Source organism: Paraburkholderia sp. SEWSISQ10-3 4 (genome assembly GCF_030464785.1).
Lineage (GTDB): Bacteria > Pseudomonadota > Gammaproteobacteria > Burkholderiales > Burkholderiaceae > Paraburkholderia > Paraburkholderia aspalathi.
In genome coordinates this window covers 155,655-177,706 of the sequence record NZ_JALPRI010000006.1, presented here as the reverse complement: position 1 = coordinate 177,706, position 22,052 = coordinate 155,655, and the positions used below count along the sequence as shown (strand labels likewise).

Here is a 22,052-nt window from a genome sequence, read left to right as displayed (position 1 = left end):
TCCTCACTTGACCCGCAGCCCACGCTTGCGGCCCGCTTGCGTTGAAGCGTGGAACTGGCTCTCGGTCGCCTCGATCGCGTGGCCGAGGAACTGCAGGAACATGCTCATCGCGACGGTCGTGGTCAGGTCGGAGCGCTGATAAAGGCAACTGAACGACTTCGCGCCAGCGTCGGTGAGCGCAGTCCACGCAAGCTTGCGTTGCGTCACATCCTCCGCCACGTTCTCCGCGATCAGGAAGCCGATCCCGACACCATCTGCAACGAGCCGGCGCACCATCGAAACCGAACTCGTTTCCACCAGCGGACGCGCCTTGCGTTGCTCGCGGTGGTCGATCTGATCCACCATGGCCCGCAACTCCGTATCCGGTGTCATGAGGATAAGCGGGTAGTCGAGGCAGTCGCGCAGCCGGGGCCGTTTGCCGAGCTTCGTCAGCGGATGCCCGGGCGGCGTGACGAGCCCGAGGTGCTGCGAGAAGGCGCGTACTTCCACCACACCGGGCGGCGGTTTGCGACGCAGGCCATAACCGATGTCGGCTTCCCCGGTCTCCACCCACTTGAGAATGCTCTCGCCGTTGCCCGAGCGCACGCTGTACGTCACCCCCGGATAGCTTTTCATGGCGGCCTGAATGGCTTCGGGCACCAACTGCTCGGCCGACGAAGGCGACACCGCGAGATTGATATGCCCGCGGCGCAGCGAACGCAGGTCTTCCACCTGAGTCATTGCGTTGTCGAAATCGCGCTGTCCGCGCCGCACCGCAGCAATGATGATCTCGCCAGCCGTGGTGAGTTGCATGCCGCGCGGCAACCGGTCGAAGAGCGGCGAGCCGACCTGCTCCTCGAGATTAAGAATTTGCTGGTGCACGGCGGCCGCGGTCAGGTGCAGCGATTCGGCCGCTTTGCGGATCGAACCACGCCTGACTACCTCGTCGAAACAACGGAATGTCTGCGATATTGGACGCATAAATCGACCGTATAGTTTTTCCATACGGCCCGTTAAGAATAATCAGATTTTATTGACGGAACGGATAGCCTAGATTTCGCTTCATCATCTTAACGGAGCGAACCGTGACCACGACAGTCGATCAAATTACCCAGCGCCGCCGCGGCGTCGGCCTCATCGCTCACGACCCCAGGGTTTCATTCGGCGGGTATACGCTGATTGCTCCGCAAACGGCGGGTGGCCGCGTCTATCTCATCGATATCGAGGGCGTCGTCGTGCACGAGTGGAAGATGCCGGTGCGGGCCGGACGCCACGCCGTGATTCTTGCCAACGGCAATCTCGGCTACAACGGCAACCATGCAAAATCGGAAGGCCGTTACGCCCCATGGTCGATGTGGCACGGCGGCGATTTCTCCGAAGTCACGCCTGAGGGCGAGGTGATCTGGCATTACGAAGATCCCGCGCATCATCATGACGCGCAGTGGCTCGCCAACGGCAATCTGCTTTACGCCGCGTGCGCACCCGTGCCGGCGGGGTTTGCCGAGCGCGTGCCGGGCGGCACGGCGCACGGTCCCGACGAAGTCATGTACGCCGACGTGATCCGCGAAGTGAATCGCGCGGGCGAGCTGGTGTGGGAATGGAAGGCATGGGAACACCTCAAGCCCGAAGACTTTCCGATCGCGGCCGGCTTCGGCCGCTATCACTGGCCGCTCGTGAATGGGCTCGGCGTGAATGCGAAGGGCGAGGTGTTGATGAGCCTGCGCACCACGTCGGGCATCATCGCCGTCGATCGCAAGACCGGCGGCGTGACGATGCACATTCCGCCGAGCGTGGTGTCGCACCAGCACGCACCCGTGGCGCTCGCTAACGGCAACATTCTCACGTTCGACAACGGCAATTTCCGTAGCGGCGCGCATGTGGCTTTTTCGCGCGTGCTCGAGATCGATCCGTCGAACAACGAGGTGGTGTGGTCTTACGCCGACGACATGGTGAATGCGTTCTACAGCGCTTTCATGGGCAACGCGCAACGACTCGCGAATGGCAATACGCACATCACCGAGTCGGCAACGGGCCGCCTCTTCGAAGTGACGCCCGCTGGAGAGGTGGTGTGGGAATACGTGATTCCCTGGTTCGACCAGTACCCGGACGAAGCGGCGCGCAAAACCGGCCCCGGCCAGTTGAACAGCGTCTTCCAGACCTTCCGCTACAGCCGCGAGCAATTGCCGTGGCTGCTCGCCTGAACGCCGCGTTTTCGATCCCTCGGGGGTTACGTGAATCCAGACCCAGCCACACATAGCGTCGATACGCGCCTGCCTGCGTGGCAACTCGCGCTGTTCGGCTTGCAGCATGTCCTGTCGATGGCGGCTTCGCCCGTCACCGCGGTTTTTCTGGTGTCGAGGATGCTGTCGCTCTCATCGGATATGACCGTGCATCTGATCGGCGCGACCTTCTTTGCCTGTGGCGCCGGCACACTGTTGCAATCGCTCGGGGCGGGGTCGATCGGGGCGCGGCTGCCCTTCGTGATGGTGCCGGGCGGCGCGCCCGCCATGCTATTCGCCGTCATCGCCACGCAGACGGATCTGCGCACTGCCGCGGGCGCGGCGATTCTCACCAGCCTGTTCTACTGGCTCGTCCTGCCGGTATTCGCGCGCTGCCTGCGGTTTTTCCCGCGTGTGGTGGTGGGAACGATGCTGCTGCTCGTGTCAGTGAGCCTCATCAAGATTTACGCCGGCATCATCGTCGGCCAGCCGGGCACGCCTGGTTTCGCGCGGCCGCAGTCGCTCGGCCTTGCGTTGCTCACGATCATGGCCACGCTGGCTGTGGCGCGCCTCTTCAAGGGCACGGCGGGGCGGCTTGCCGTGCTGCTCGGTCTTGCGATGGGCACGTGTGCCGGCTGGGCTATGGGACTGATGCCCGCAGGCGATATGTGGGGCGGTCCGCTCTTCACGCTGCCGGTTTTGCTGCCTTTCGGCATGCCGCGTTTCGACTTGCTCGCCGCGCTGCCGATGCTGATTTTCAGCGTGATCTCGATGGCTGAGGCAACGGGGCAGACGGTTGCCGTCGGCGAGATCACCGGCAGGAAGATCGACATGCGCCGCGATGTGCCGAGGACGATTCGCGGCGACGCGGTGGCGTCGCTGCTCGGCTCGCTGCTGGGCACCTCGCTCATCATCACGAGCGCGGAGAACATCGGCGTCGTGCAGACCACCGGGGTGCGCTCGCGCTACGTGACCGCGACGGCGGGTGCGATGTTGATGGTCATCGCGCTGTTTGCGCCGCTCGGACGCTTCGCTTACGCCATTCCCGCGCCGGTGGTAGGCGGCACGGCGCTGATCGTGTTCGCGATGATCGGCGTGATGGGCGTCAATCTGCTCGGCAAGGTCGACCTGCATGCACGCGGCAATCAATACACGCTCGCTGCCGCGCTCGTTGCGGGGCTGATACCGATTCTGGTCCCCAACGTCTACGCATCGTTCCCGGGCTATGTGCAGATCGTATTGGGCAACGGCATGGCGGCGGGGACGCTCACGGCCATCGTCGTCAATCTGGTTTTCGGCGCATGGCATCTAAGCCCCGCGGAAAAGATTCAACCAACCTGATGAACTCGGGCTTTAACTTCTAACGCACGGCCACGCAGTTCTCCCTCCAGCGCTTCAACCAACACGCCATGAAAACCCATTTCGCTTTCCGCGCGACGCTCGTCGCGTGCTTGCCTGCGCTCGTCGTTTCAACCGCGGCCAACGCTCAGAGCAGCGTCACGCTGTATGGCAGTCTCGACGCGGGTCTTGGCTACGTGAGCAACCTGCACGGCGCCCACGCGTATATCGCCGAGCAGGGCACCTTTCAGGCCGACCGCTTCGGCTTCCAGGGCGTCGAAGATATCGGCGCGGGCCGTTCGGTGGTATTCAGACTCGAAAGCGGTTTCGTCACGACGACGGGCGCGTCCGCCAGCAGCAGCACCTTCTTCAATCGTCAGGCCTATGTGGGACTGTCCGATCCGATGTTCGGCACCGTGACGCTCGGCCGTCAGACCGACTGGAATTTCGATTGGCTCGGCTCGGTGTCGACCGGTCAACTGCTCGGCGACTTCTCTGCGTTTCACCCGGGCAATCTCGATGGCCTTGGAAGCACCTTGCCGGTTCAGTTGTCGAGCACCGTGAAGTGGAAGAGTGCGAACTACAGCGGACTCAGTTTCGGTGCGCTCTACGGATTTCCCGGCGCGTCGGCCAGCAACACCAATGGACGGACCATTAGCTTCGGTGCCAACTATACGAACGGGCCGCTCAAACTGGTGGCGGTGTATTCCGAATACCGCGACCGTTTGCTGCCGCTTTCCAATGGACTCGGCCTGACGTCGTTCGAAGGACAGACACTCGCGCCCGGCGCCACCTTCAACGCGAAACAGGTACGCGACATGGGGATCGGCGGATCGTATCGTTTTGAACGCGTGACGCTGCATGCGCTCGCAACGGATGTGCGAATCCAGTCGGATGGCGGCAGCGAGCACTTTCGCACCGTCGACGGCGGCGTCAATGTGCGCCTGACGCCTGCGGAGGAGATTGCGGCGGGGGCATGGACCGCGACACTCGCGGGGCGTCGCTGGACTCAACTGACCGTGGCGAACGTGTATTCGCTTTCGAAAGCAACGCAACTCTATGCCGATCTGATGTTCGAGACCGCAGGTGGCGGGGCGGTGGCGAATACGCTCGGGATCGGCGCGGCGTCAGATGGAAGGCAGACGGTGTTTCTGAGCGGGATACACCATCTGTTCTGATTCGAGCGCGGGACGACGGAGTTGCAGTCGTGCTGTGCCACGTGTTCGAGAACATCGTTGAACAACGCGCTCCTCAAGGTTCCAAGCCGGTCTCGCGTTGAACCGACTCATTCCGATAAACAGATTAGATGGCATTGCACGCTCCTTTAGGTGCTTCCTCGCCACCTTCGAAACCTACAATAGTACCCATCACATAGTGAATACAGGTGGGTTGGAAATGGCAGGCAAGGCGATGTTGGTGGTGAGCGCGCATAGCGCCGATTTCGTGTGGCGAGCAGGTGGTGCAATCGCTCTGCACAAAAAAAACGGATACCGTACGAAGGTTGTATGCCTCTCATTCGGCGAGCGCGGAGAGTCGGCCAAACTCTGGCGCAAGGGCGAAATGACGATCGAGAAGGTCAAGGCGGCGCGCAAGGAGGAGGCCGAGCGGGCCGCGGACATCCTCGGCGCGGAAGTCGAATTTCTCGATCTCGGCGATTACCCGTTGCGCGTGCCGGACGAGGCTCTGATGCGCCTCGTCGATGTGTACCGTGAACTGCAGCCGGCGTTCGTGTTGAGCCATTCGCAGAAAGACCCGTACAACTTCGATCATCCGCTCGCCATGCACGTGGCGCAGGAAGCGCGGATCATCGCCCAGGCCGAAGGCCACAATCCCGGGCAAAAGGTGGTCGGTGCGCCGCCTGTCTACGCGTTCGAACCGCATCAAACCGAACAGTGCGAATGGATGCCCAATACGTTCCTCGATATCACCGAGGTCTGGGACACCAAGCGCCGTGCGATCGAGTGCATGGCGGGCCAGGAGCACCTGTGGCAGTACTACACGCGCGTCGCCCTGCAACGCGGCGTGCAGGCCAAGCGCAATATCGGCATCACCGCCGCGCGCGATATTCAATACGCGGAAGGCTATCAACGCATCACCCCGGCCGTGACGGGAGAACTGGCATGAAGCGAGGCGTTGTGGTGACGACTATCCGCCGCGCCGATCCGCGCGACGTGGCCGTGCTGCAGCATGCGGGCGCCGCCACCGTTCACGAGGCGCAGAACCGGCTAGGCCTGCTTGCGTCGTACATGCGACCGATCTACTCGGGGCCGGCTATCGCGGGGTCGGCGGTGACGGTGCTGGTGCCGCCGTCGGACAACTGGATGCTGCACGTTGCCGTCGAGCAATGCCGCGAGGGTGACATTCTCGTTGTGGCGCCGACTTCGCCCTGTGAGGACGGCTATTTCGGCGACCTGCTCGCGACCTCGCTCGTGGCGCGCGGCGTGCGCGGACTGATCATCGACGCGGGCTGCCGCGACGTCGCCTCGCTCAGGGAAATGAAATTCCCAGTCTGGTCGAAGGCCGTGTCCGCGCAAGGGACGGTCAAGGAAACGCTCGGTTCGGTGAATATCCCGGTGGTATGCGCGCAGCAGATCGTGCATCCCGGCGATGTCATCGTTGCGGACGATGACGGCATTGTCGTCGTGCCGTTCGATACCGTGGCGAGTGTCGCGCAGGCGTCGCAAGCCCGCATCGCGAAGGAAGAGAAGACGCGTTCGGTGCTGGCCGGCGGCACGCTCGGTCTCGACTACTACGCGATGCGCGAGAAGCTCGCGCAAAAGGGCCTGCGCTACGTCGCCTCGGCCGAAGATATTTGACGGAGAGGCGAGGTCATGCCCAGTCGCGCACAAACGCGCATTCCGTGCATGATGATGCGCGGCGGCACGTCGAAAGGCGCCTATTTCATGGCGACGGATTTGCCGGCCGATCCCGCTCTTCGGGACCGTGTTCTGCTTGCCGTGATGGGCTCGCCCGATCCGCGCCAGATCGACGGTATCGGCGGCGCCGATCCGTTGACGAGCAAGGTGGGGATCATCTCGCCCTCCACGCGCGACGATGCCGACGTCGACTATCTGTTTGCACAAGTCGTTGTGAACGAAGCGCGGGTCGATTTCGGACAGAACTGCGGCAATATTCTCGCGGGCGTCGGCCCGTTTGCGATCGAACGCGGTCTCGTGGATGCACGCGACGGCAGCACACCGGTCGCGATTCACATGGTCAACACCGGGCAGATTGCGGTAGCGACGGTAAGCACGCCGGGAGGCCAGGTAACCTACGAAGGCGATGCCCGCATCGACGGCGTGCCAGGCCTCGCAGCGCCGATTCCGCTCGAGTTCAGGGACACGGCTGGTTCCACTTGCGGCACGCTGCTGCCTACGGGGCATCTCAAGGATACGGTCGACGGTATCGACGTGACGTGCATCGACAACGGCATGCCCCTCGTGCTGCTGCGAGCGCGCGATCTCGATCGCACCGGTTACGAAACGCGCGAGCAACTCGACGCGGATGACGAACTGAAAGCGCGCATCGAAAAGATCCGGCTTGCTGTGGGGCCAATGATGAATCTCGGCGACGTGAGCGCGCGCACGGTGCCGAAGATGTGTCTGGTGGCCGAGCCTCGCCACGGCGGCACGATCAGCACGCGCAGCTTTATTCCGCATCGCTGCCACGCGTCGATCGGCGTACTCGGTGCGGTGAGCGTGGCCACGGCCGCGGTGCTGCCGGGTACGGTCTGCGAGGGCCTCGCCGATGTGGACGCTTACGGTATGCGAAAGCGCGTGTCGGTTGAGCACCCGACAGGCGAGTTCACGGTGGAACTCGTTCTTGGCGGAAGCCTTGGCCAGCCTGAAGTGCTGAGCGCGGCGCTGTTGCGCACGGCGAGGTGGCTATTCGACGGAGCAGTCGGCATTCCTTCGGCAGTGTGGCCGGCACGGACATAAGCGGACTTCAGGCGGGTCGCTTCGCTGGGTTTCAGCGCGGTTAGCGGTATTGCGGGTTGTTTGTGGAGTTCAACCCGATAAATAAGTCAGAGGCATCCGCGCTGATTGAAATTCTGCCTATTCTTAAAATTGATGCGCGTTGTAATAAATGTTTCGCAATGTCGAGGTAGGGATGGTCGCCTCGATGAAGTCTCGGTCTGTAAATACAATATTCAAATATAAACAGACTCAGCGAATTCAAAATGAATCGATCGTGTTAATTAAGCCGTCGATTCAAACATTGGTGTGTTGAATGGATCAGCCCTTAAGCCACGCCCGGCGGGCATCCACGGGGCTGTGGCAGTGTTATCGAGGGGCATTGCGGGGGCCCTGTAATGCGGAAGTATTCAACAGACAAAACAGCAGTTTTGATAAAGCGCATCCCGCATATTGCATTTGAAAATTGAGCGGTTATGATGGCGTCTCCCAGATGCGATTTCTCGAACGATCGCTTGCGGAGACGGCAGGAACATTTGCCGGGCATTAAAGCTGGAGGGGGTAATTAATACTTCCCGCGCAGATGGACTAAATCGAGGAGACGATATGTTGAGTCCCCATGAATTCGCTACGTTAATGCTCATCAAGAACGCCCCGGATCAGATCGAACTGGGCCGCGCCGAGCTCGACGCTCTGCTCGAGCGACAACTCATATCCCTGGAAAACCTCGCGTCGGGACGTTCACGTCCTCAGATCACAAGCGAAGGCGATTCCATTCTCAAGGCGGTTGCCCGGATGCGCTAGGCATCTGCATCTGCATCTGCGACACCCACATCGATTTATTCACCATCGCGATCCGCCGCTGCACACCCGTCCGATCGGGGCTTCGCGTGCCGGACCGAACTTTGAGGAATTCACAATGACTCTATTGAGTCCCGAGCAGGTTGCTGCACAGAAGGCCAACGTCGACGCGTTCTTCGGGGTGGCCGGAAAGATCTTTGAAGGCTTCGAGAAACTGGCCGCGCTGAACCTGCAGGCCGTCAGGGCCACGCTGGCCGAAACGCAGGAAAACATGGCGAAGGTGTCTGGCACGACGGAGCCGCCGCAATGGTTCGCGCTGCAAGCCGGTTTCACCGCACCCTTCGCGGAAAAATCACTGTCATACAGCAAGCAGGTGTTCGAGATCGCATCGAGCACTCAGGCTGAAGTGACGCAACTCGCACAGGCGCACTACGAGCGCTATAACGACCGCGTGCAGGCATTCGTCGAAGAAACGGCGAAGCATGCTCCCACCGGCTCCGAAGCAGCAGTCGCCGCATGGAAGTCCGCGATTGCCGCCACCACGACCCTGTACGAAACGCTGCAGAAAACGGGGCAACAGGCTGTGCAGTTTGCCGAAAGCAATCTTGATGTAGTCACAGCCTCGGCATCGAAGGCCGTGCAAGGCAACTCTGAGAAGGCTCCCGTAGCCGCGGGCGTGAAGCGTTAGAACTGAAGCCGATAGTTCGCTAGTTCCGCAATGGAGGTCGCGATGAGTGAAGCAGTGGGAATCGTTATGGGTTCGTTCGTGCTGGCGATGGCGCCTGTGTTCGTCGCCGCTCATTATTACCGGGAGCAGATGCGTCGCAAGCGGCTTAGACATCTCGATCACCGCCACTACTGGCCGCATTGGAGCAAAGCCCGGCATTGAGCCTCCGCGCTCGCCAGGCTGTTATTGCCGTACCTGGGTGCTGCTGCGGTCCAAGGCGCAGCAGGCACCTTTGGATTCTGCTGGACGTCTTGACCCACAGAATTTTCCAAGCCAAGGCTTCACGCCTTGGCTTTTTTTTGTGCGCGTCTCTCATGGAAATCCCGTACGGCTCCTTGGTCTCCGTGTAAGCCGAGGGAAGGATTCGCTCTCCTAGAATCGGCCCATCGATGCAGACGGGCGGCACTCCGCCGCACCGGACAATAACGGAGACTATCGATGACCCCTCGCATTCGCACGTTGCGCCATATCGCCGTTGCTTCCGGCCTGCTGTTCAGTCTTGCGTCGCAGCACGCGATAGCAGCCGACGGCGAGAAGATCACGATCATGGTCGGCGGTATCACGAAGCTGATCTATTTGCCGGCGCGCCTGACCGAACAACTCGGCTATTTCAAGGATGAAGGGCTCGACGTCGAACTGCTGTCGCAGCCGGCAGGCGTCGATGCTGAGAACGAACTGCTGGCCGGCGCCGTTCAGGCCGTCGTCGGTTTCTACGACCATACGATCGATCTGCAAACCAAGGGCAAGGACGTCAAGGCGATCGTCGTGTTCGGGCAGGTGCCGGGCGAGGTCGAAATGGTATCGACCAAAGCTGCCGAAACGGTCAAATCGATGGCGGACGTGAAGGGCAAGACGCTAGGTGTGACCGGCCTCGGTTCTTCGACAAGCTTCCTGACGCAATACCTCGCCGGACAGCACGGCATCCCGTCCACGCAATACACGATGCTGCCGGTGGGCGCCGACGCGAGCTTCATCGCGGCGATCAAACAAGGCCGCATCGACGCCGGCATGACGACTGAGCCGACCGTCTCGGCATTGCAGAAGTCCGGCGACGCAAAGGTGCTTGTCGACATGCGCACAGTGGAAGGCACGAAGGCGGCATTGGGCGGCACCTACCCGGGATCGAGCCTCTATGTGCAGGCGGCATGGGCTGATTCCCACAAGGCGGAAGCAGCAAAGCTCGCGCACGCGTTCGTTCGCACGATGCAATTCATCAACACGCATAGCGCGGAAGAAATTGCAGCGAAGATGCCTGACGACTATCAGAAAGACAAACCGCTCTACGTGAGCGCGTTGAAAGCATCGCTGCCCATGTTTACGAAGGACGGCAAGATGCCGGCCGACGGTCCCGAGACCGTGCTGAAGGTGCTGTCGGCGTTCAACCCGTCGGTCAAAGGTAAGCATATCGAGCTGGCGAAAACTTACACCAACGAGTTCACCGGGTCGAAATAAGCCGGCGCTTGCCGGTCACTGTCGCGTGTTGGTTGCGGAGTGATTTCGTTGCGCCGCCGGTGCCGCTTTCGCGGTACCGGCGCCTCGCACGCATTTACCTGATGAATCCCGCTGTTTCCAAAGACGCTCCGGTGATCGAGTTCGACGCCGGTGGCGTACCGCTTTATCTCCGAACGGCCTGCGGCGCTGAAGTGGGTCGGCATCATCTTGCGCGGCATCGATACCGCGTAGCGAGCGCCGAATTATCGACGTATATCGGTGAATTCACTTAGTTGTGCCGGTGATGCGGGAAAGCGGCGTGAAGGATTGAGAAAACTAGGATTGCGCTCATCGACTGATCGGGGCTGTTGTCCGGATCTCCGGACCGCAGTCACCGCAGTCGGCGAAAACGAAAATTTCAACGTTGTAATCAGAGGAGACGATCGTGAAGAAAAAGTATCTGGCTTTGGCCGCTACTGCAGGCGCTTTTGCGGCAACCGGCGCGCACGCCCAATCGAGTGTTCAGCTCTATGGCCTGATGGATCTGAGCGTACCGACCTATCAGTCGCACGCGAATGCGAACGGTGATCACGTGATCGGCATGGGTATCGGCGGCGAACCGTGGTTCAGCGGCAGCCGTTGGGGCCTGAAGGGCGCGGAAGATATCGGTGCCGGTTCGAAGATCATTTTCCGGCTTGAAAGCGAATACGTTGTCGCCAACGGCCAGATGGAAGATCCGGGCCAGATTTTCGACCGTGACGCATGGGTCGGCATCCAGAACGATACGTTCGGCAAGATTACGGCAGGCTTCCAGAACACGATCGCACGCGACGCATCGACGATTTATGGCGATCCGTACGGCACCGCGAGTCTGACGACGGAAGAAGGCGGCTGGACGAACGCGAACAACTTCAAGCAGATGATTTTCTATGCGGCCAGCGCGACCGGCACACGTTATAACAATGGCGTGGCATGGAAGAAGCTGTTCGACAACGGCATTTTCGCCAGCGCAGGCTACGCATTCGGCAACTCGACGAGTTTCGGCTCCAACGCCAACTACCAGGCAGCGCTCGGGTACAACGGCGGCCCGTTCAACCTGTCGGGTTTCTATAGCCACGCGAATCGCGTCGGCTTTACCAACCAGTCGTTCTCGGTCGGTGGCAACTACACGTTCGGTATTCTGCGCGCCAACGCGGGTTACTTCCGTTACCTGGGCAATCAGGGCGCGCTCGGCCAGCGTCAGGACAATGCCTTTACGGTGTCGCTCAAGCTGTCGCCGAAGGGGCCATTCGACTACGAACTCGGCTATCAGCAGATGCGGGTACACAACGCCGCTTACAACAGTGACGGCGATATCCCGAACGCGAACATCGGCGCTTTCGATCCGACGTCGGGCCTCCACAACGGTTACAAGGAAACGCTGTACTGGTCGGCGTTCTATCACCTGTCGAAGCGTACCGAGGTGTATCTGGCGGGCGACTACATGAGGCTGCATGGCGGCTACACAGTCGGAACGACGTTCGGCGCAACCAATCAGCTCGAACTGACTTCGGGCGTGCGCACTCGCTTCTGATCCAGGAATCAGATTCGCTCTGAACCGTTCATCGATGTGCTCCTGCTAGCGGCGGCGGACTTATCCGCCCGCCGCTTTTTTGGGGCTCACCATGTGCAACCTCCCACGCCGACGATAGGTCCAAGAAGTAGCGTATGCGGTAGATGCGAGGAGGTGTGCGATGAACGGTCGAGCAGCCGTGCGGTGCATTTGCGCCGCTTTACTGACGTTACTCACGTGCGGCTTTCTCGCCGGCCTTGCCGGATGCAAAGCGCTAAGCGGTCCACCGGCGGCGGAATGGCCAGGGCCTCACACTCCCTATCCTTTCCCGGACGATGTTCCGCATCGTACCGAATGAGCCGCACGCACTCCGTCACGCCACTCCAAGTCAACCGACGGCCCCGCACGCGACGTTCGGTGCTGTGTACGGGGATGGATATGCAGACGTGGGGCCGCTGACGAGGCGCAGTCGCTGAGTCGCCAATACGTCGGCTTCCGTCGTTTCGCGTCGGGTGAGCGCGGTGCCGGTGGCGCGCACAGCGGTCAGGGGCTCGTTCACAGCACAGCTCAGCGTTTTGCCGTCGGAAAGGTGCACCGTTGTCGAATAGGCGTAATTCGGCTGAGCGGCTTGGCTATCGGCAGCCCAGAACGCGGTGAAGGCGAATAGTGCGAACAAAAAAGATTGGCTTTTCATAGTGCTTCCGTTGTCTTGATCGTCACTATTCGACCAAGGCAACAGCGGCATATTCTGGCGATCTTTGTAATTCTGAATTCCAGATTTCAATGACATTAGCCACGCTAAAGCTGGTTTGCAGCGATGCTGATCGTCCGCGTGACATCGACAACCGAGAGCCGGATCGCGTCGATCAACGCACGCGCCGCGGGTGAGGGCGTGCCGGCTGCCCGCATGGTTAGGCCTATGTCGCGCCGGGTGTTGTGCAACTGCACGTCGAGCATCGTCAACTGGCCAGATTGAACTTCGTAGTGCAGTTGCTGACCCGACAATGCCGCGACCATGTCCGTGCCGAGCAGCAGCCCACGAATCACGGCGAGGTCGGCCGTCTCGACCGTCGGCATGGGCGGCTTCACTTTCATTCGCTTGAATTGCGCTTCGAACAGCGCGCGAGCCGGCGCATTGCTGCGCGGCACGATCCACTGCGCGTCGCGCAAATCCATGATGGTCAGATCGCGTGCGCGAGTGAGCGGGTGATCGCGACGCACCAGAACGACCATATCTTCCGACATCAGGCGCTCGTTCTTCAAACCGCTGCTGGCGTCGTTATCGCGCAGCGCGCCGAGAATGAAGTCGATATCGCCCGCGCGCAGGCCGGCGACCAGCGCCTCATAGGCGCTTTCGTCAGTGACGACTCTCACGCCCGGATGCTGAACGGTCATCCGCGCAATCGCCTTGGGCAGGAGCAACGTGCGCCCGAGCGGCAATGCGCCTACCGTCACCGCACCCTGAATCTTGCCGTGCAAGGCGGCGATATCGTCGGGCACATGCCGCAATTCGTTCAATGCGCGGCGCACGTGAAGCAGAAACGTTTCGCCCTCCGTGGTGAGCAGGATGCCGCGCGCGCTGCGATGGAACAGACTCAAACCGGAGCCGCTTTCCAGCACCCGGATCGCTGTGCTGACGGCCGGCTGACTGATGCCGAAGGTCTTCGCCGCACTCGGCATATGCCGATGACGGGCCAATGCGATGAATAGCTGAAGCCGCCGGGTGTTGAGCAGATAGGCCGGCAACGCGCCTTCTGCTGTCGGCCGTCGGCGTGCCTGCCTCGTGGAGCACCACTGCGCGAGTTCTTCCAGCTCGGCGAAGATCCGCTCGCACCGCTGCAGCACGGCGCGGCCAACGGGCGTCGGAAGCATGCCGGAAGGGCCGCGATCGAAGAGGGGTTCGCCGAGTGCCGACTCGAGTTCCTGCACCGAACGCGTCACAGCCGACTGGGCGCGAAATAGCGCCGCAGCCGCACGCGTGGCGCTACCCATGTCGGCGACGAGTCGAAATGCGCGCAATTGCGCGAGGTTGAGGAGTTCTTTGCTGCTCACGGATGGCGGCGTTCCGGCTGGCGGATGCTCAACGCGTCCGCGATGGTGTGCTGGGTGATCTCGTTCATGGGTGTCTACTCATTCGAGGCCATCAAGTATAGCGACGCATCAGGTCCGGTACCACGCTTGCCAGACGGCTTGCGACTTCGTTTCCCGGGCATCTGTTTTGTTTATCGCATGTGGATAGTCAGGAGTGTAGGCCGGGACTCGGCACGCTCGTCAGCGATACCCAGCACCCTATATCCGGTGGGGCTTCCAGCGTTTATCCGTGCGCCGGCCACGGGCATTCAGGGTGCTTGCGAGCAATTTAATCGGTGCAAATGTGGTTTACCCGTACTTTCGGCAAGCCTGCATGATCTTTATGGTTGCACCTCAAGATGGTTGCAAAGGCTGCCACCCCGGTAGCGGCGACCCATCCGATTGGCGCTTGTTGAAGCACGGCACGAAGTAACGGAAGACAACGGGATATGGCAAGGATCATTGGTGGAATCGGCACGTCGCATGTGCCCACTATCGGCATGGCGTACGACAAGGGTAAGCAGAACGATCCCGCGTGGGCGCCGCTCTTCAAAGGCTACGAACCGGTGGCCGACTGGCTCGCCGAGCGCAAGCCGGACGTGATGGTGATGTTCTACAACGACCACGCAAACAGCTTCTTCTTCGATTGCTATCCGACCTTCGCGCTGGGTGTATCGGCCAATCACGAATTCGCGGACGAGGGCGCGGGCAAGCGCCCGCTGCCGGACATTGCCGGTCATCCCGATCTGGCGATTCACATTGCCGAGCAGCTCGTCAACGACGAGTTCGATCTGACGATTTTCCAGGACCGTGCACTCGATCACGGATGCAATTCCCCACTTTCGCTGATGTTGCCGCATGACGGCGGCTGGCCGATGTCGCTCGTGCCGATGGAAGTCAACGTGCTGCAATATCCGCTGCCGACCGCGAACCGCTGCTACCGTCTCGGTCAGGCGCTGCGCCGGGCGATCGAGTCGTTTGAGCAGGACCTGGACGTCGTGGTGGTCGGCACCGGCGGGTTGTCGCATCAGGTCCACGGCGAGCGCAGCGGCTTTAACAACACCGATTGGGACATCGAGTTCCTCGATCTGATCGTGCATGAGCCACAGCGGCTCGCCGCGATGAAGCATGTCGACTATGTGCGCCTTGGCGGCGCGGAGAGCGTGGAGACGATCATGTGGCTCGCGATGCGCGGCGCGCTCGGGCCGAAGGTTCGTGAACTGCATCGCAGCTATTACCTTGCGACGAGCACCGCGATGGCCGTGACCCTCTACGAAGAGGAGGTGACGCAATGAACCCGCAACTGATCGGTATCGAGGAATTGACGGGCACGTATCCGTTCGACATCCGCCAGAGCATGAAAGCGATGCGCCTGAACCGTTTCTTCTGGCAGATGCGCGAAGCGCCAGCTCGCACGCTGTGGCTGGAGAACCGGACCGCTGCCTACGACGCGGTCGGCCTGACGGTGGAGGAGCGCGCGCTCGTCGACAACACAGACTGGATCGGACTGATTCGATATGGGGTGTGTTTCTTCGTGCTCGAGAAATTTGCACGCGTAGTGAAGATCACGAATCTGGGCATGTACGCCAGCATGCGAGGCGAAACACTCGAGGCGTTTCTGAAAACGCGCAGGGTGCCGGAGGCCGTCTAAGGCGACTCGACCCTGCGTCACATCTTTTTTTTAGCGGCTTTTTCATTTCAATACCAAGAAGACCCGGCTTCGACAGAACGCCGGGGCGGGAAACTGTTTTCTCCGGAGACACGCATGAAATCTGCAGACTCAGTCGACATCAAGGCGTTTATCGACGCACGCAAGATGTCGGCGTACCAATGGCTGGTCCTCGTTCTATGTTTTCTCATCGTCATGATGGACGGGCTGGACACGGCCGTGATGGGCTTTGTCGCGCCCGTCATCATGCATGACTGGAATGTCAGCCGGGCTGCCTTCGGCCCCGTGATGAGTGCCGCGATGGTCGGCCTTGCAATCGGCGCGCTGTCTGCAGGGCCGATTTCCGATCGCATCGGGCGCAAGAAAGTGTTGATTGCCTCCGTGCTCTGCTTCGGCTTCTTCAGCCTGACCTGCGCATTCGCCGACTCAGCCCTGGAACTCGTTGTGCTGCGCTTTCTGACGGGCTTGGGCCTCGGCGCCGCGATGCCGAATTCGACCACGCTGCTTTCCGAATACGTACCGTCGCGCAGCCGCTCGCTGCTGCTCACGATCATGTTCACCGGCTTCAACTTCGGTTCAGGGGCCGGCGGATTCGTGGCGGCTTCGCTGATTCCGCACTTTGGCTGGCGCGCGGTGTTCATGTTCGGCGGTATCTTGCCGATCCTCAGTATTCCCGTGTTGTTGTTGCTGTTGCCTGAGTCCGCACGTTTGATGCTGGTGCGGAAAATGTCGACCGAACGCATTGCGGCAACGCTCGGCCGTGTCTGCGGACATGTCTTCGGTCAAGACGTGCGCTTCACCGCACCCGAACCGGTGGTCACAGCGAAGGCGCCGGTGCGGATGCTGTTCGCGGACGGCTACGCGTTCAGCACGCTGATGCTGTGGCTCACGTACTTCATGGGCCTGCTGATCATCTATCTGCTCACTGGCTGGCTGCCCACGTTGATCAAGGACGCCGGCCTGCCGGTCGAGCGTGCTGCCGCGATCACCGGCATGTTCCAGTTGGGCGGCACCGTGGGCGCCATTGCGGTCGGCTTCGCGATGGACCGCATGGATCGCAACGCGGTGATCGGTGCGGCGTATCTGCTCGGTGGGGTGTTCATCTTCGCGCTGGGCATGGGCACGCTCAAATCGAACCTGCTGCCGGTTCTCGTTACCTGTGCCGGCTTTTTCATGAGCGGCGCACAGACCGGCCTCAATGCACTTGCCCCGAGCTGCTATCCGACACGTGCCCGCGCAACCGGCGTGAGCTGGATGCTTGGGTTCGGCCGGCTCGGCGGCATTCTGGGATCGCTCGTGGGGGGCACGTTGCTGTCGCTGGGATTCAGTTTCGAAACCGTATTCGCGGTGCTCGCTGTACCTGCGCTGATCGCTGCTGGGGCGATCGTCATGAACCGTCTCGCGCTGCGCTTTATCACCAGTCCCGTGGCCGACGCCTGAACGCGTTTCCAGCGGGCTCACGCAGCGGCTTGCTGGCCGCTGCGCGCACGGCATCCCTTACCAGAAGTTATTGAAGGAGAGCAGACATGGGCGGCAATTTTAGCGTGAGCGGAAGCGGGCTCAACAAGGGCGAGGCGACGAATGTGACGGAATGGCCGAACCGCATGGCCATGATTCGCGCGGGCGTGATCGGTGGATTGGTCGGCGCCGTGATCATCTGGATTTACGAAGCGCTCATCTGGGTAGGGGCGCAGCACCTGATGCCGTTGGCGGGGATTCCACGGAACGCGACGGGGCTGGTGTTCGGCAAACAGGTGCAGGAATCGATCGGTGTGTGGGCTTATATCGTCGGCACGGGCATTCACTTCGTGTTCGCGTCGGCGTGGGGTGTTCTGTTCGCGGCAATCTGGCCGTACTTTCGCCGACGCGGATACGAAGCCACTTTTGTCGCCCTGTTTTACGCGGTTTTCGCGTGGATCGTCATGCATGTGGCAATCATGATCGCCTCCGATAACCATCCGAACTACTACGACCCGGCTGTGATCATCGGTGGCTTCATGTCCCATATCTTCTTCACCGTCCCCCTGGCCTTGACGGTAAAGCGACTGCTGCAGCCGCAAGGGCAATAGAACAAAGTGTTTGGCGAACCTCGAGCGTCAATGCCGATTAAGACAATTTCAACAAGACGTACGATTTGGAGATCTGCAGCATGAATAAAAGTATCAGACGAGTAGACGTTGTGCTGTTGGGAGCAGCGATCGCAGCTTCTGTGCCGGCTTTCGCGCAAAACAGCGTCACGTTATACGGTATCGTCGACAACGGCTTTTCTTATACGAACAATCAGACGTCGCTCGGCTCCACTAGCGGAGGAAAATCGGCCGTCAAAATGGCGCAGGGTGTATTTGCGGGCAGCCGCTTCGGCCTCAAGGGCGCGGAAGACCTGGGTGGCAACACGAAAGCGATCTTCCAGCTTGAGTCCGGCTTCAATTCGGCAACCGGTGCTCAGCAATACAGCAACGCGATGTTCGGCCGCCAGGCGTGGGTCGGCCTGACCAACCCGACATACGGTACCTTCACGGCGGGCCGCCAATACGCTTCGTACTACCAGATGCTCTCACCGTATAGCCCGACCACCTGGATCACCGGCTACTACGGCGCGCATCCTGGCGATATCGACGGCCTCGACACGATCTACCGTGCGAACAACACGCTGGAGTACACGTCGCCGAAGCTCTATGGCCTGACGGTGAGCGGCTCGTATTCGCTGGGCGGCGTGGCGGGCAGCACGAACCAGGGCTCGACCTGGGCGACCGGGGTCCAGTATGCGATGGGGCCGATCGGCCTCGCAGTCGGCTTCTCGCGAATCAACAACTCGACCGCGGGCGGCGGCTCATGGGGCTCGGATTCGACCACCTCGAACGGCGGTTCGCAAATCGGCGTATCCGCGTTGACGAACGGCTATCAGACCGCGCAGGCGCAACAGCGTTTCGCGGTGGGTGGCGGCTATAAGTTCAATGGCGCGTGGGATATTACGGCGACCTATTCGAACGTCCAGTACATTCCGGGCACTGGCTCGAAGTTCCACGATACGGCGATCTTCAATACGGCGGGTACCGTCTTGCACTGGAAACCGGCCGTTGCGTGGGATTTTGCCACGGGGTACAGCTATACCCGTGCTACGCGCGCGAACGGCATTCAGGACAGTGCGCAATACCACCAGTTCAATCTCTCCGAGTACTACGCGTTGTCCAAACGCACGGGTTTGTATGCGTTGGAGGCCTATCAGAAGGCGAAGGGCAAGACGCTGGGCACCAACGGCGCCGGGCAGATCATCGACGCCACGGCGACACTCGGCGATGGGTATAACACTGCGCCGTCTTCCTCAGGCAGTCAGTTGGCGGTGGGCGTGGGCCTTATTCACCGGTTCTGATTGGTTGTTTTTGTGGTGAGAAAGGCCGGGGGCAGTTCAGACCCGGCCTTTTGCTTTTCGTGAACGCTTGCACGGCCGCGTGCCGGTTACCCAAACCTATTACATCCGAGGTAATTGGCGAGCCGCACGCTCACGCCTAATCTTCGGTCATCGCGCAACTCATCCCGAGCGGCGCTTACGATCGAGGACACACCATGTCGACGTTTCACATTCACACGATTGAATCCGCACCCGAACAATCCAGGCCGGTGCTTCGGCAACTCGAGCAAAACTTCGGCCTTATCCCTAACATCGCGGGCGCGATGGCTGAATCGCCGGTGCTGATCGGCGGCTTCATCGGTATCTTCCAGAAGGTTCATGCGGGTACTTTCACGGAAGCGCAGATACAGACGCTATTGCTGACTAACGCAGTGACCAATGCATGCACGTGGGCGGTTGCGTTTCACACCGCGCTCGCGCTGAAAGAGGGTCTTTCACCCGCCGACGTCGAAGCGATTCGCGATGGCCGCGTACCTGCCGATCGCAAGCATGCCGCGTTGTCGACCTTGACGAAAACGGCGATTGAGAAGCGTGGACACCTGGAGGACAGTGACGTGAACCCGTTTCTCGAAGCCGGCTTCCGTCAGGATCAGGTGCTCGAGGTTCTCACGGTGCTCGCTGCTTCCACTATCACGAACTACGCCGGCAACATCACCAAGCCTCCGCTCGAAGCATCGTTCCAGGAATATGTCTGGACCGCGTAGGTCGCGTCTGGCAGGGCCGGTCCGCAACTGGGAGTATGCTGACCGGCGCGGTTCGAACGACCGGTTGGCGCCGGACATCTGCGATGCTCCGGCGCCACCGATCACCGAACCTGATCTGTATCGACTAACGGACCACAGACCGATGAATCCTGCGAATCCCGAAAGGAAGACGCCGCCGAACGACCTCGGCGCGTTGTTGCGTCACTGGAGAGACATGCGCGGCATCAGCCAATTGGACCTGTCGTTCAAAGCGGGTGTCTCGCAGCGTCACATTAGTTTTATCGAAAGCGGACGCAGCGTGCCGAGCCGGCAGATGCTGTTGGATATCGCTCAGACGCTCGACATTCCTCTGCGCGAACGCAACACGCTGCTATTGGCGGCGGGCTATGCGCCGATGTATGCAGAAGGCGCCTGGAACGCGCAGGAAATGCAGAGCGTCACGAAAGCACTTGGGCGAATGTTGCGCCAGCACGAGCCGTTTCCCGCGCTCGTCATGGACCGCTACTGGAACGTGCTGATGACCAACGAATCCGCGCCGCGCTTTTTCAATTGCTTCATCGATATGGCTGCGCGCAAGGGACCGCGTAACATGCTGCATCTGATTTTCGATCCGGATGGAATGCGTCCGTTCGTTGCCGATTGGCAGGCGGTGTCGAATAACCTGATTCAGCGTGTCTATCGGGAATCGGTTGGTCGCGTGGTCGACGAACAGACGCACGAGTTGCTTGCCGCGTTGCGCGCCTATCCGGATGTGCAGTCTGATGTGAAGTCTTCTCAACGGACCGTGGAAACCGGGGCCGCTGCTGCGGCCATGCCGGTGATCCCCATCGGTTTCATCAAGGACGGCACGGTCCTGAACTACTTTTCAATGGTCGCAACCGTGGGCACGCCACAAGCCGTCGCGGCACAGGAGTTGCGTATCGAATGCATGTTCCCCGCAGACGACGAGACAGAAGCGCGTCATCTCGAGATGATCGACGCGGTCCAGCAACAACACTGAACGGCAGCGCCGGCCAACCACGCCAGCGCCGCCCGAACCCGTCAGAACCGGTGCCGCAAGCCAATGCTCACAATAGCCTGCGATTGCGTGTCCGACGAGTGGCTGTTGCCCTTGTCGCTGACCGACGCGGTCGCCGCGACCGGATTGCCGAGCGCATCCAGCGTGACGCCGGACGCGTGCTGATAGCCGCCCATCAGATAGACCGTCGAACGCTTCGAGAGGTTGTACTGCGCGCCGAGCGTCACGTTGTGATATTGCGCGCGCTCATCCACACCTTCCACTTCGCCGCCGCGCGTGTAGCTGTAGCCTGCGAACAGTTGCACGGCGGGGCGGATCGTCCACTGTCCGAACACGCCCGCGATATTGAACGTCGCATGCCCGTTGAACAACGAATCGGCGCCCGAGCGGTACTGTACGTTGCTGTAGTTCACACCGAGAATCGCCGGGCCGAAATTGTACGTAGCGCCCGCGCCGATGATCTGTTGCGATTGCGCGCTCGCGTAGCCTTCATTGATCGACGAATTGAACAGGCCGTCGTCCGTGCCGTTCCATTTGCCGACCGTCGAATCATTCGGCCCGTTCTTGCTGTTATCCGAACGCTCGTAGCCGACGCCCACATGCAGCGGGCCGTTGCCGTATCCCGCGCCCACGCTCCACGTGTTCTGCTGCTTCAGGCTGCCCGGTTGACCGCCGAATCCATACAGCGCGCCGAACGTAAAGCCCGAGTAGTTCGCGCTCGTGTACTTGATCGAGTTGTTGACGCGCGCGGTCTGGTCGAGATCGTCGATATCGCCCGGATGCGCGCCGAAGCCGCCCACGAACGCGACCGGCGAAACGGGCGCGACGAAGTCGTTCAACGAGGTGTACTGGCGGCCGAGCGTGACCGTGCCATATTGCTGGCTGCCGATGCCGACAAACGCCTGGCGGCCGAACAGTCCACCGTTCTGGCCGGTCTTGCCGTTGGTGATGTCGAAGCCGTCTTCAAGCAGGAACAGCGCGTTCCAGCCGCCGCCGAGGTCTTCCTGACCCTTGATGCCGAAGCGGCTGCCGGAGAGGTTGCCGCTCGTCAACGCGACGTTCGAGTGTCCCGTGTAAGCGCCGACGGAGCCGGTGCGCTCGTTGCTGCGATAGCTGATACCCGCATCGACGATGCCGTACAGCGTGACAGAGCTCTGCGCGGCCGCAATGCCGGCGAAGGACAACAGCAGGGGTGCAGCAATCAATTGCTTTTTCATCGTG

Annotated in this window: 22 protein-coding genes; 18 read left to right on the top strand and 4 right to left on the bottom strand. The window is 60.9% G+C overall.

All coding sequences use genetic code 11. The features are described from left to right. Positions 1-3: 3 nt before the first annotated feature. A complete protein-coding gene (locus M0D68_RS15715) occupies positions 4-960 on the bottom strand; it encodes a LysR family transcriptional regulator (RefSeq protein WP_266224773.1) in 957 nt (318 codons plus the stop codon). A gap of 104 nt (positions 961-1,064) precedes the next feature. Here M0D68_RS15715 and M0D68_RS15710 point away from each other — a divergent pair, with 104 nt between their 5' ends. The 11 genes from M0D68_RS15710 (at position 1,065) to M0D68_RS15660 (ending at position 11,982) form a co-directional block, all read left to right on the top strand. Next, positions 1,065-2,180 carry an aryl-sulfate sulfotransferase gene (locus tag M0D68_RS15710; RefSeq protein WP_266224772.1) on the top strand — a complete coding sequence of 372 codons (1,116 nt, stop codon included), beginning with the start codon at positions 1,065-1,067 and terminating at the stop codon, positions 2,178-2,180. 30 nt (positions 2,181-2,210) lie between these two features. After that, entirely contained in the window at positions 2,211-3,539 is a 1,329-nt protein-coding gene (locus M0D68_RS15705; RefSeq protein WP_266224770.1) for a uracil-xanthine permease family protein, read from the top strand. Positions 3,540-3,607: 68 nt separating this feature from the next. Beyond that, entirely contained in the window at positions 3,608-4,714 is a 1,107-nt protein-coding gene (locus M0D68_RS15700) for a porin (RefSeq protein ID WP_266224768.1), read from the top strand. A gap of 217 nt (positions 4,715-4,931) precedes the next feature. Next, complete coding sequence (locus tag M0D68_RS15695; RefSeq protein ID WP_266224766.1) at positions 4,932-5,660, top strand: PIG-L deacetylase family protein; 729 nt, start codon at positions 4,932-4,934, stop codon at positions 5,658-5,660. Then, a complete protein-coding gene (locus tag M0D68_RS15690) occupies positions 5,657-6,352 on the top strand; it encodes a 4-carboxy-4-hydroxy-2-oxoadipate aldolase/oxaloacetate decarboxylase (protein ID WP_266224764.1) in 696 nt (231 codons plus the stop codon). The genes M0D68_RS15695 and M0D68_RS15690 overlap by 4 nt, the downstream gene beginning before the upstream one ends. Positions 6,353-6,367: 15 nt before the next feature. Further along, positions 6,368-7,474: a 4-oxalomesaconate tautomerase gene (locus M0D68_RS15685; RefSeq protein WP_256456658.1), complete on the top strand. Its 1,107-nt coding sequence runs from the start codon at positions 6,368-6,370 to the stop codon at positions 7,472-7,474. 582 nt (positions 7,475-8,056) lie between these two features. Continuing rightward, entirely contained in the window at positions 8,057-8,254 is a 198-nt protein-coding gene (locus tag M0D68_RS15680) for a hypothetical protein (protein ID WP_054038930.1), read from the top strand. A 115-nt stretch (positions 8,255-8,369) separates the two neighbouring features. After that, entirely contained in the window at positions 8,370-8,939 is a 570-nt protein-coding gene (locus M0D68_RS15675) for a phasin family protein (protein ID WP_266224761.1), read from the top strand. Positions 8,940-8,981: 42 nt separating this feature from the next. Then, the gene (locus tag M0D68_RS15670) at positions 8,982-9,140 is read left to right on the top strand and encodes a hypothetical protein (protein ID WP_166618145.1); all 159 of its coding nucleotides are present in this window, start codon (positions 8,982-8,984) and stop codon (positions 9,138-9,140) included. Positions 9,141-9,416: 276 nt separating this feature from the next. After that, on the top strand, positions 9,417-10,430 hold the full coding sequence (locus M0D68_RS15665) for an ABC transporter substrate-binding protein (protein ID WP_093637902.1): 1,014 nt from the start codon (positions 9,417-9,419) through the stop codon (positions 10,428-10,430). 424 nt (positions 10,431-10,854) lie between these two features. Next, the gene (locus M0D68_RS15660; protein WP_093637908.1) at positions 10,855-11,982 is read left to right on the top strand and encodes a porin; all 1,128 of its coding nucleotides are present in this window, start codon (positions 10,855-10,857) and stop codon (positions 11,980-11,982) included. Positions 11,983-12,349: 367 nt separating this feature from the next. On the opposite strand, the gene M0D68_RS15655 is transcribed toward M0D68_RS15660, so the two are convergent. Both M0D68_RS15655 and M0D68_RS15650 read right to left on the bottom strand, forming a co-directional pair. After that, positions 12,350-12,751 carry a hypothetical protein gene (locus M0D68_RS15655; protein WP_211701027.1) on the bottom strand — a complete coding sequence of 134 codons (402 nt, stop codon included), beginning with the start codon at positions 12,749-12,751 and terminating at the stop codon, positions 12,350-12,352. A gap of 8 nt (positions 12,752-12,759) precedes the next feature. After that, entirely contained in the window at positions 12,760-14,013 is a 1,254-nt protein-coding gene (locus M0D68_RS15650; RefSeq protein ID WP_256456655.1) for a LysR family transcriptional regulator, read from the bottom strand. Between the two features lie 467 nt (positions 14,014-14,480). On the opposite strand from M0D68_RS15650, the gene M0D68_RS15645 reads away from it, so the two are divergent. The 7 genes from M0D68_RS15645 to M0D68_RS15615 all read left to right on the top strand — a co-directional run bounded on the left by M0D68_RS15645 (position 14,481) and on the right by M0D68_RS15615 (position 20,813). Continuing rightward, a complete protein-coding gene (locus M0D68_RS15645; protein WP_093637918.1) occupies positions 14,481-15,326 on the top strand; it encodes a gallate dioxygenase in 846 nt (281 codons plus the stop codon). Continuing rightward, on the top strand, positions 15,323-15,682 hold the full coding sequence (locus tag M0D68_RS15640) for a protocatechuate 3,4-dioxygenase (RefSeq protein ID WP_093637921.1): 360 nt from the start codon (positions 15,323-15,325) through the stop codon (positions 15,680-15,682). Before M0D68_RS15645 ends, M0D68_RS15640 begins: the two co-directional genes overlap by 4 nt. Before the next feature lie 114 nt (positions 15,683-15,796). After that, positions 15,797-17,140, top strand: a complete 1,344-nt coding sequence (locus M0D68_RS15635) for an aromatic acid/H+ symport family MFS transporter (RefSeq protein WP_200618339.1) — start codon at positions 15,797-15,799, stop codon at positions 17,138-17,140. 86 nt (positions 17,141-17,226) lie between these two features. Then, complete coding sequence (locus tag M0D68_RS15630; protein ID WP_093637928.1) at positions 17,227-17,769, top strand: hypothetical protein; 543 nt, start codon at positions 17,227-17,229, stop codon at positions 17,767-17,769. A gap of 80 nt (positions 17,770-17,849) precedes the next feature. Then, a complete protein-coding gene (locus M0D68_RS15625; protein ID WP_266224759.1) occupies positions 17,850-19,070 on the top strand; it encodes a porin in 1,221 nt (406 codons plus the stop codon). A gap of 194 nt (positions 19,071-19,264) precedes the next feature. Further along, complete coding sequence (locus tag M0D68_RS15620; RefSeq protein WP_256456653.1) at positions 19,265-19,813, top strand: carboxymuconolactone decarboxylase family protein; 549 nt, start codon at positions 19,265-19,267, stop codon at positions 19,811-19,813. A 142-nt stretch (positions 19,814-19,955) separates the two neighbouring features. After that, a complete protein-coding gene (locus tag M0D68_RS15615) occupies positions 19,956-20,813 on the top strand; it encodes a helix-turn-helix domain-containing protein (protein WP_266224758.1) in 858 nt (285 codons plus the stop codon). Between the two features lie 41 nt (positions 20,814-20,854). Here M0D68_RS15615 and M0D68_RS15610 read toward each other — a convergent pair whose 3' ends face one another. After that, positions 20,855-22,048, bottom strand: a complete 1,194-nt coding sequence (locus tag M0D68_RS15610; protein WP_256456651.1) for a porin — start codon at positions 22,046-22,048, stop codon at positions 20,855-20,857. Positions 22,049-22,052: the final 4 nt, after the last annotated feature.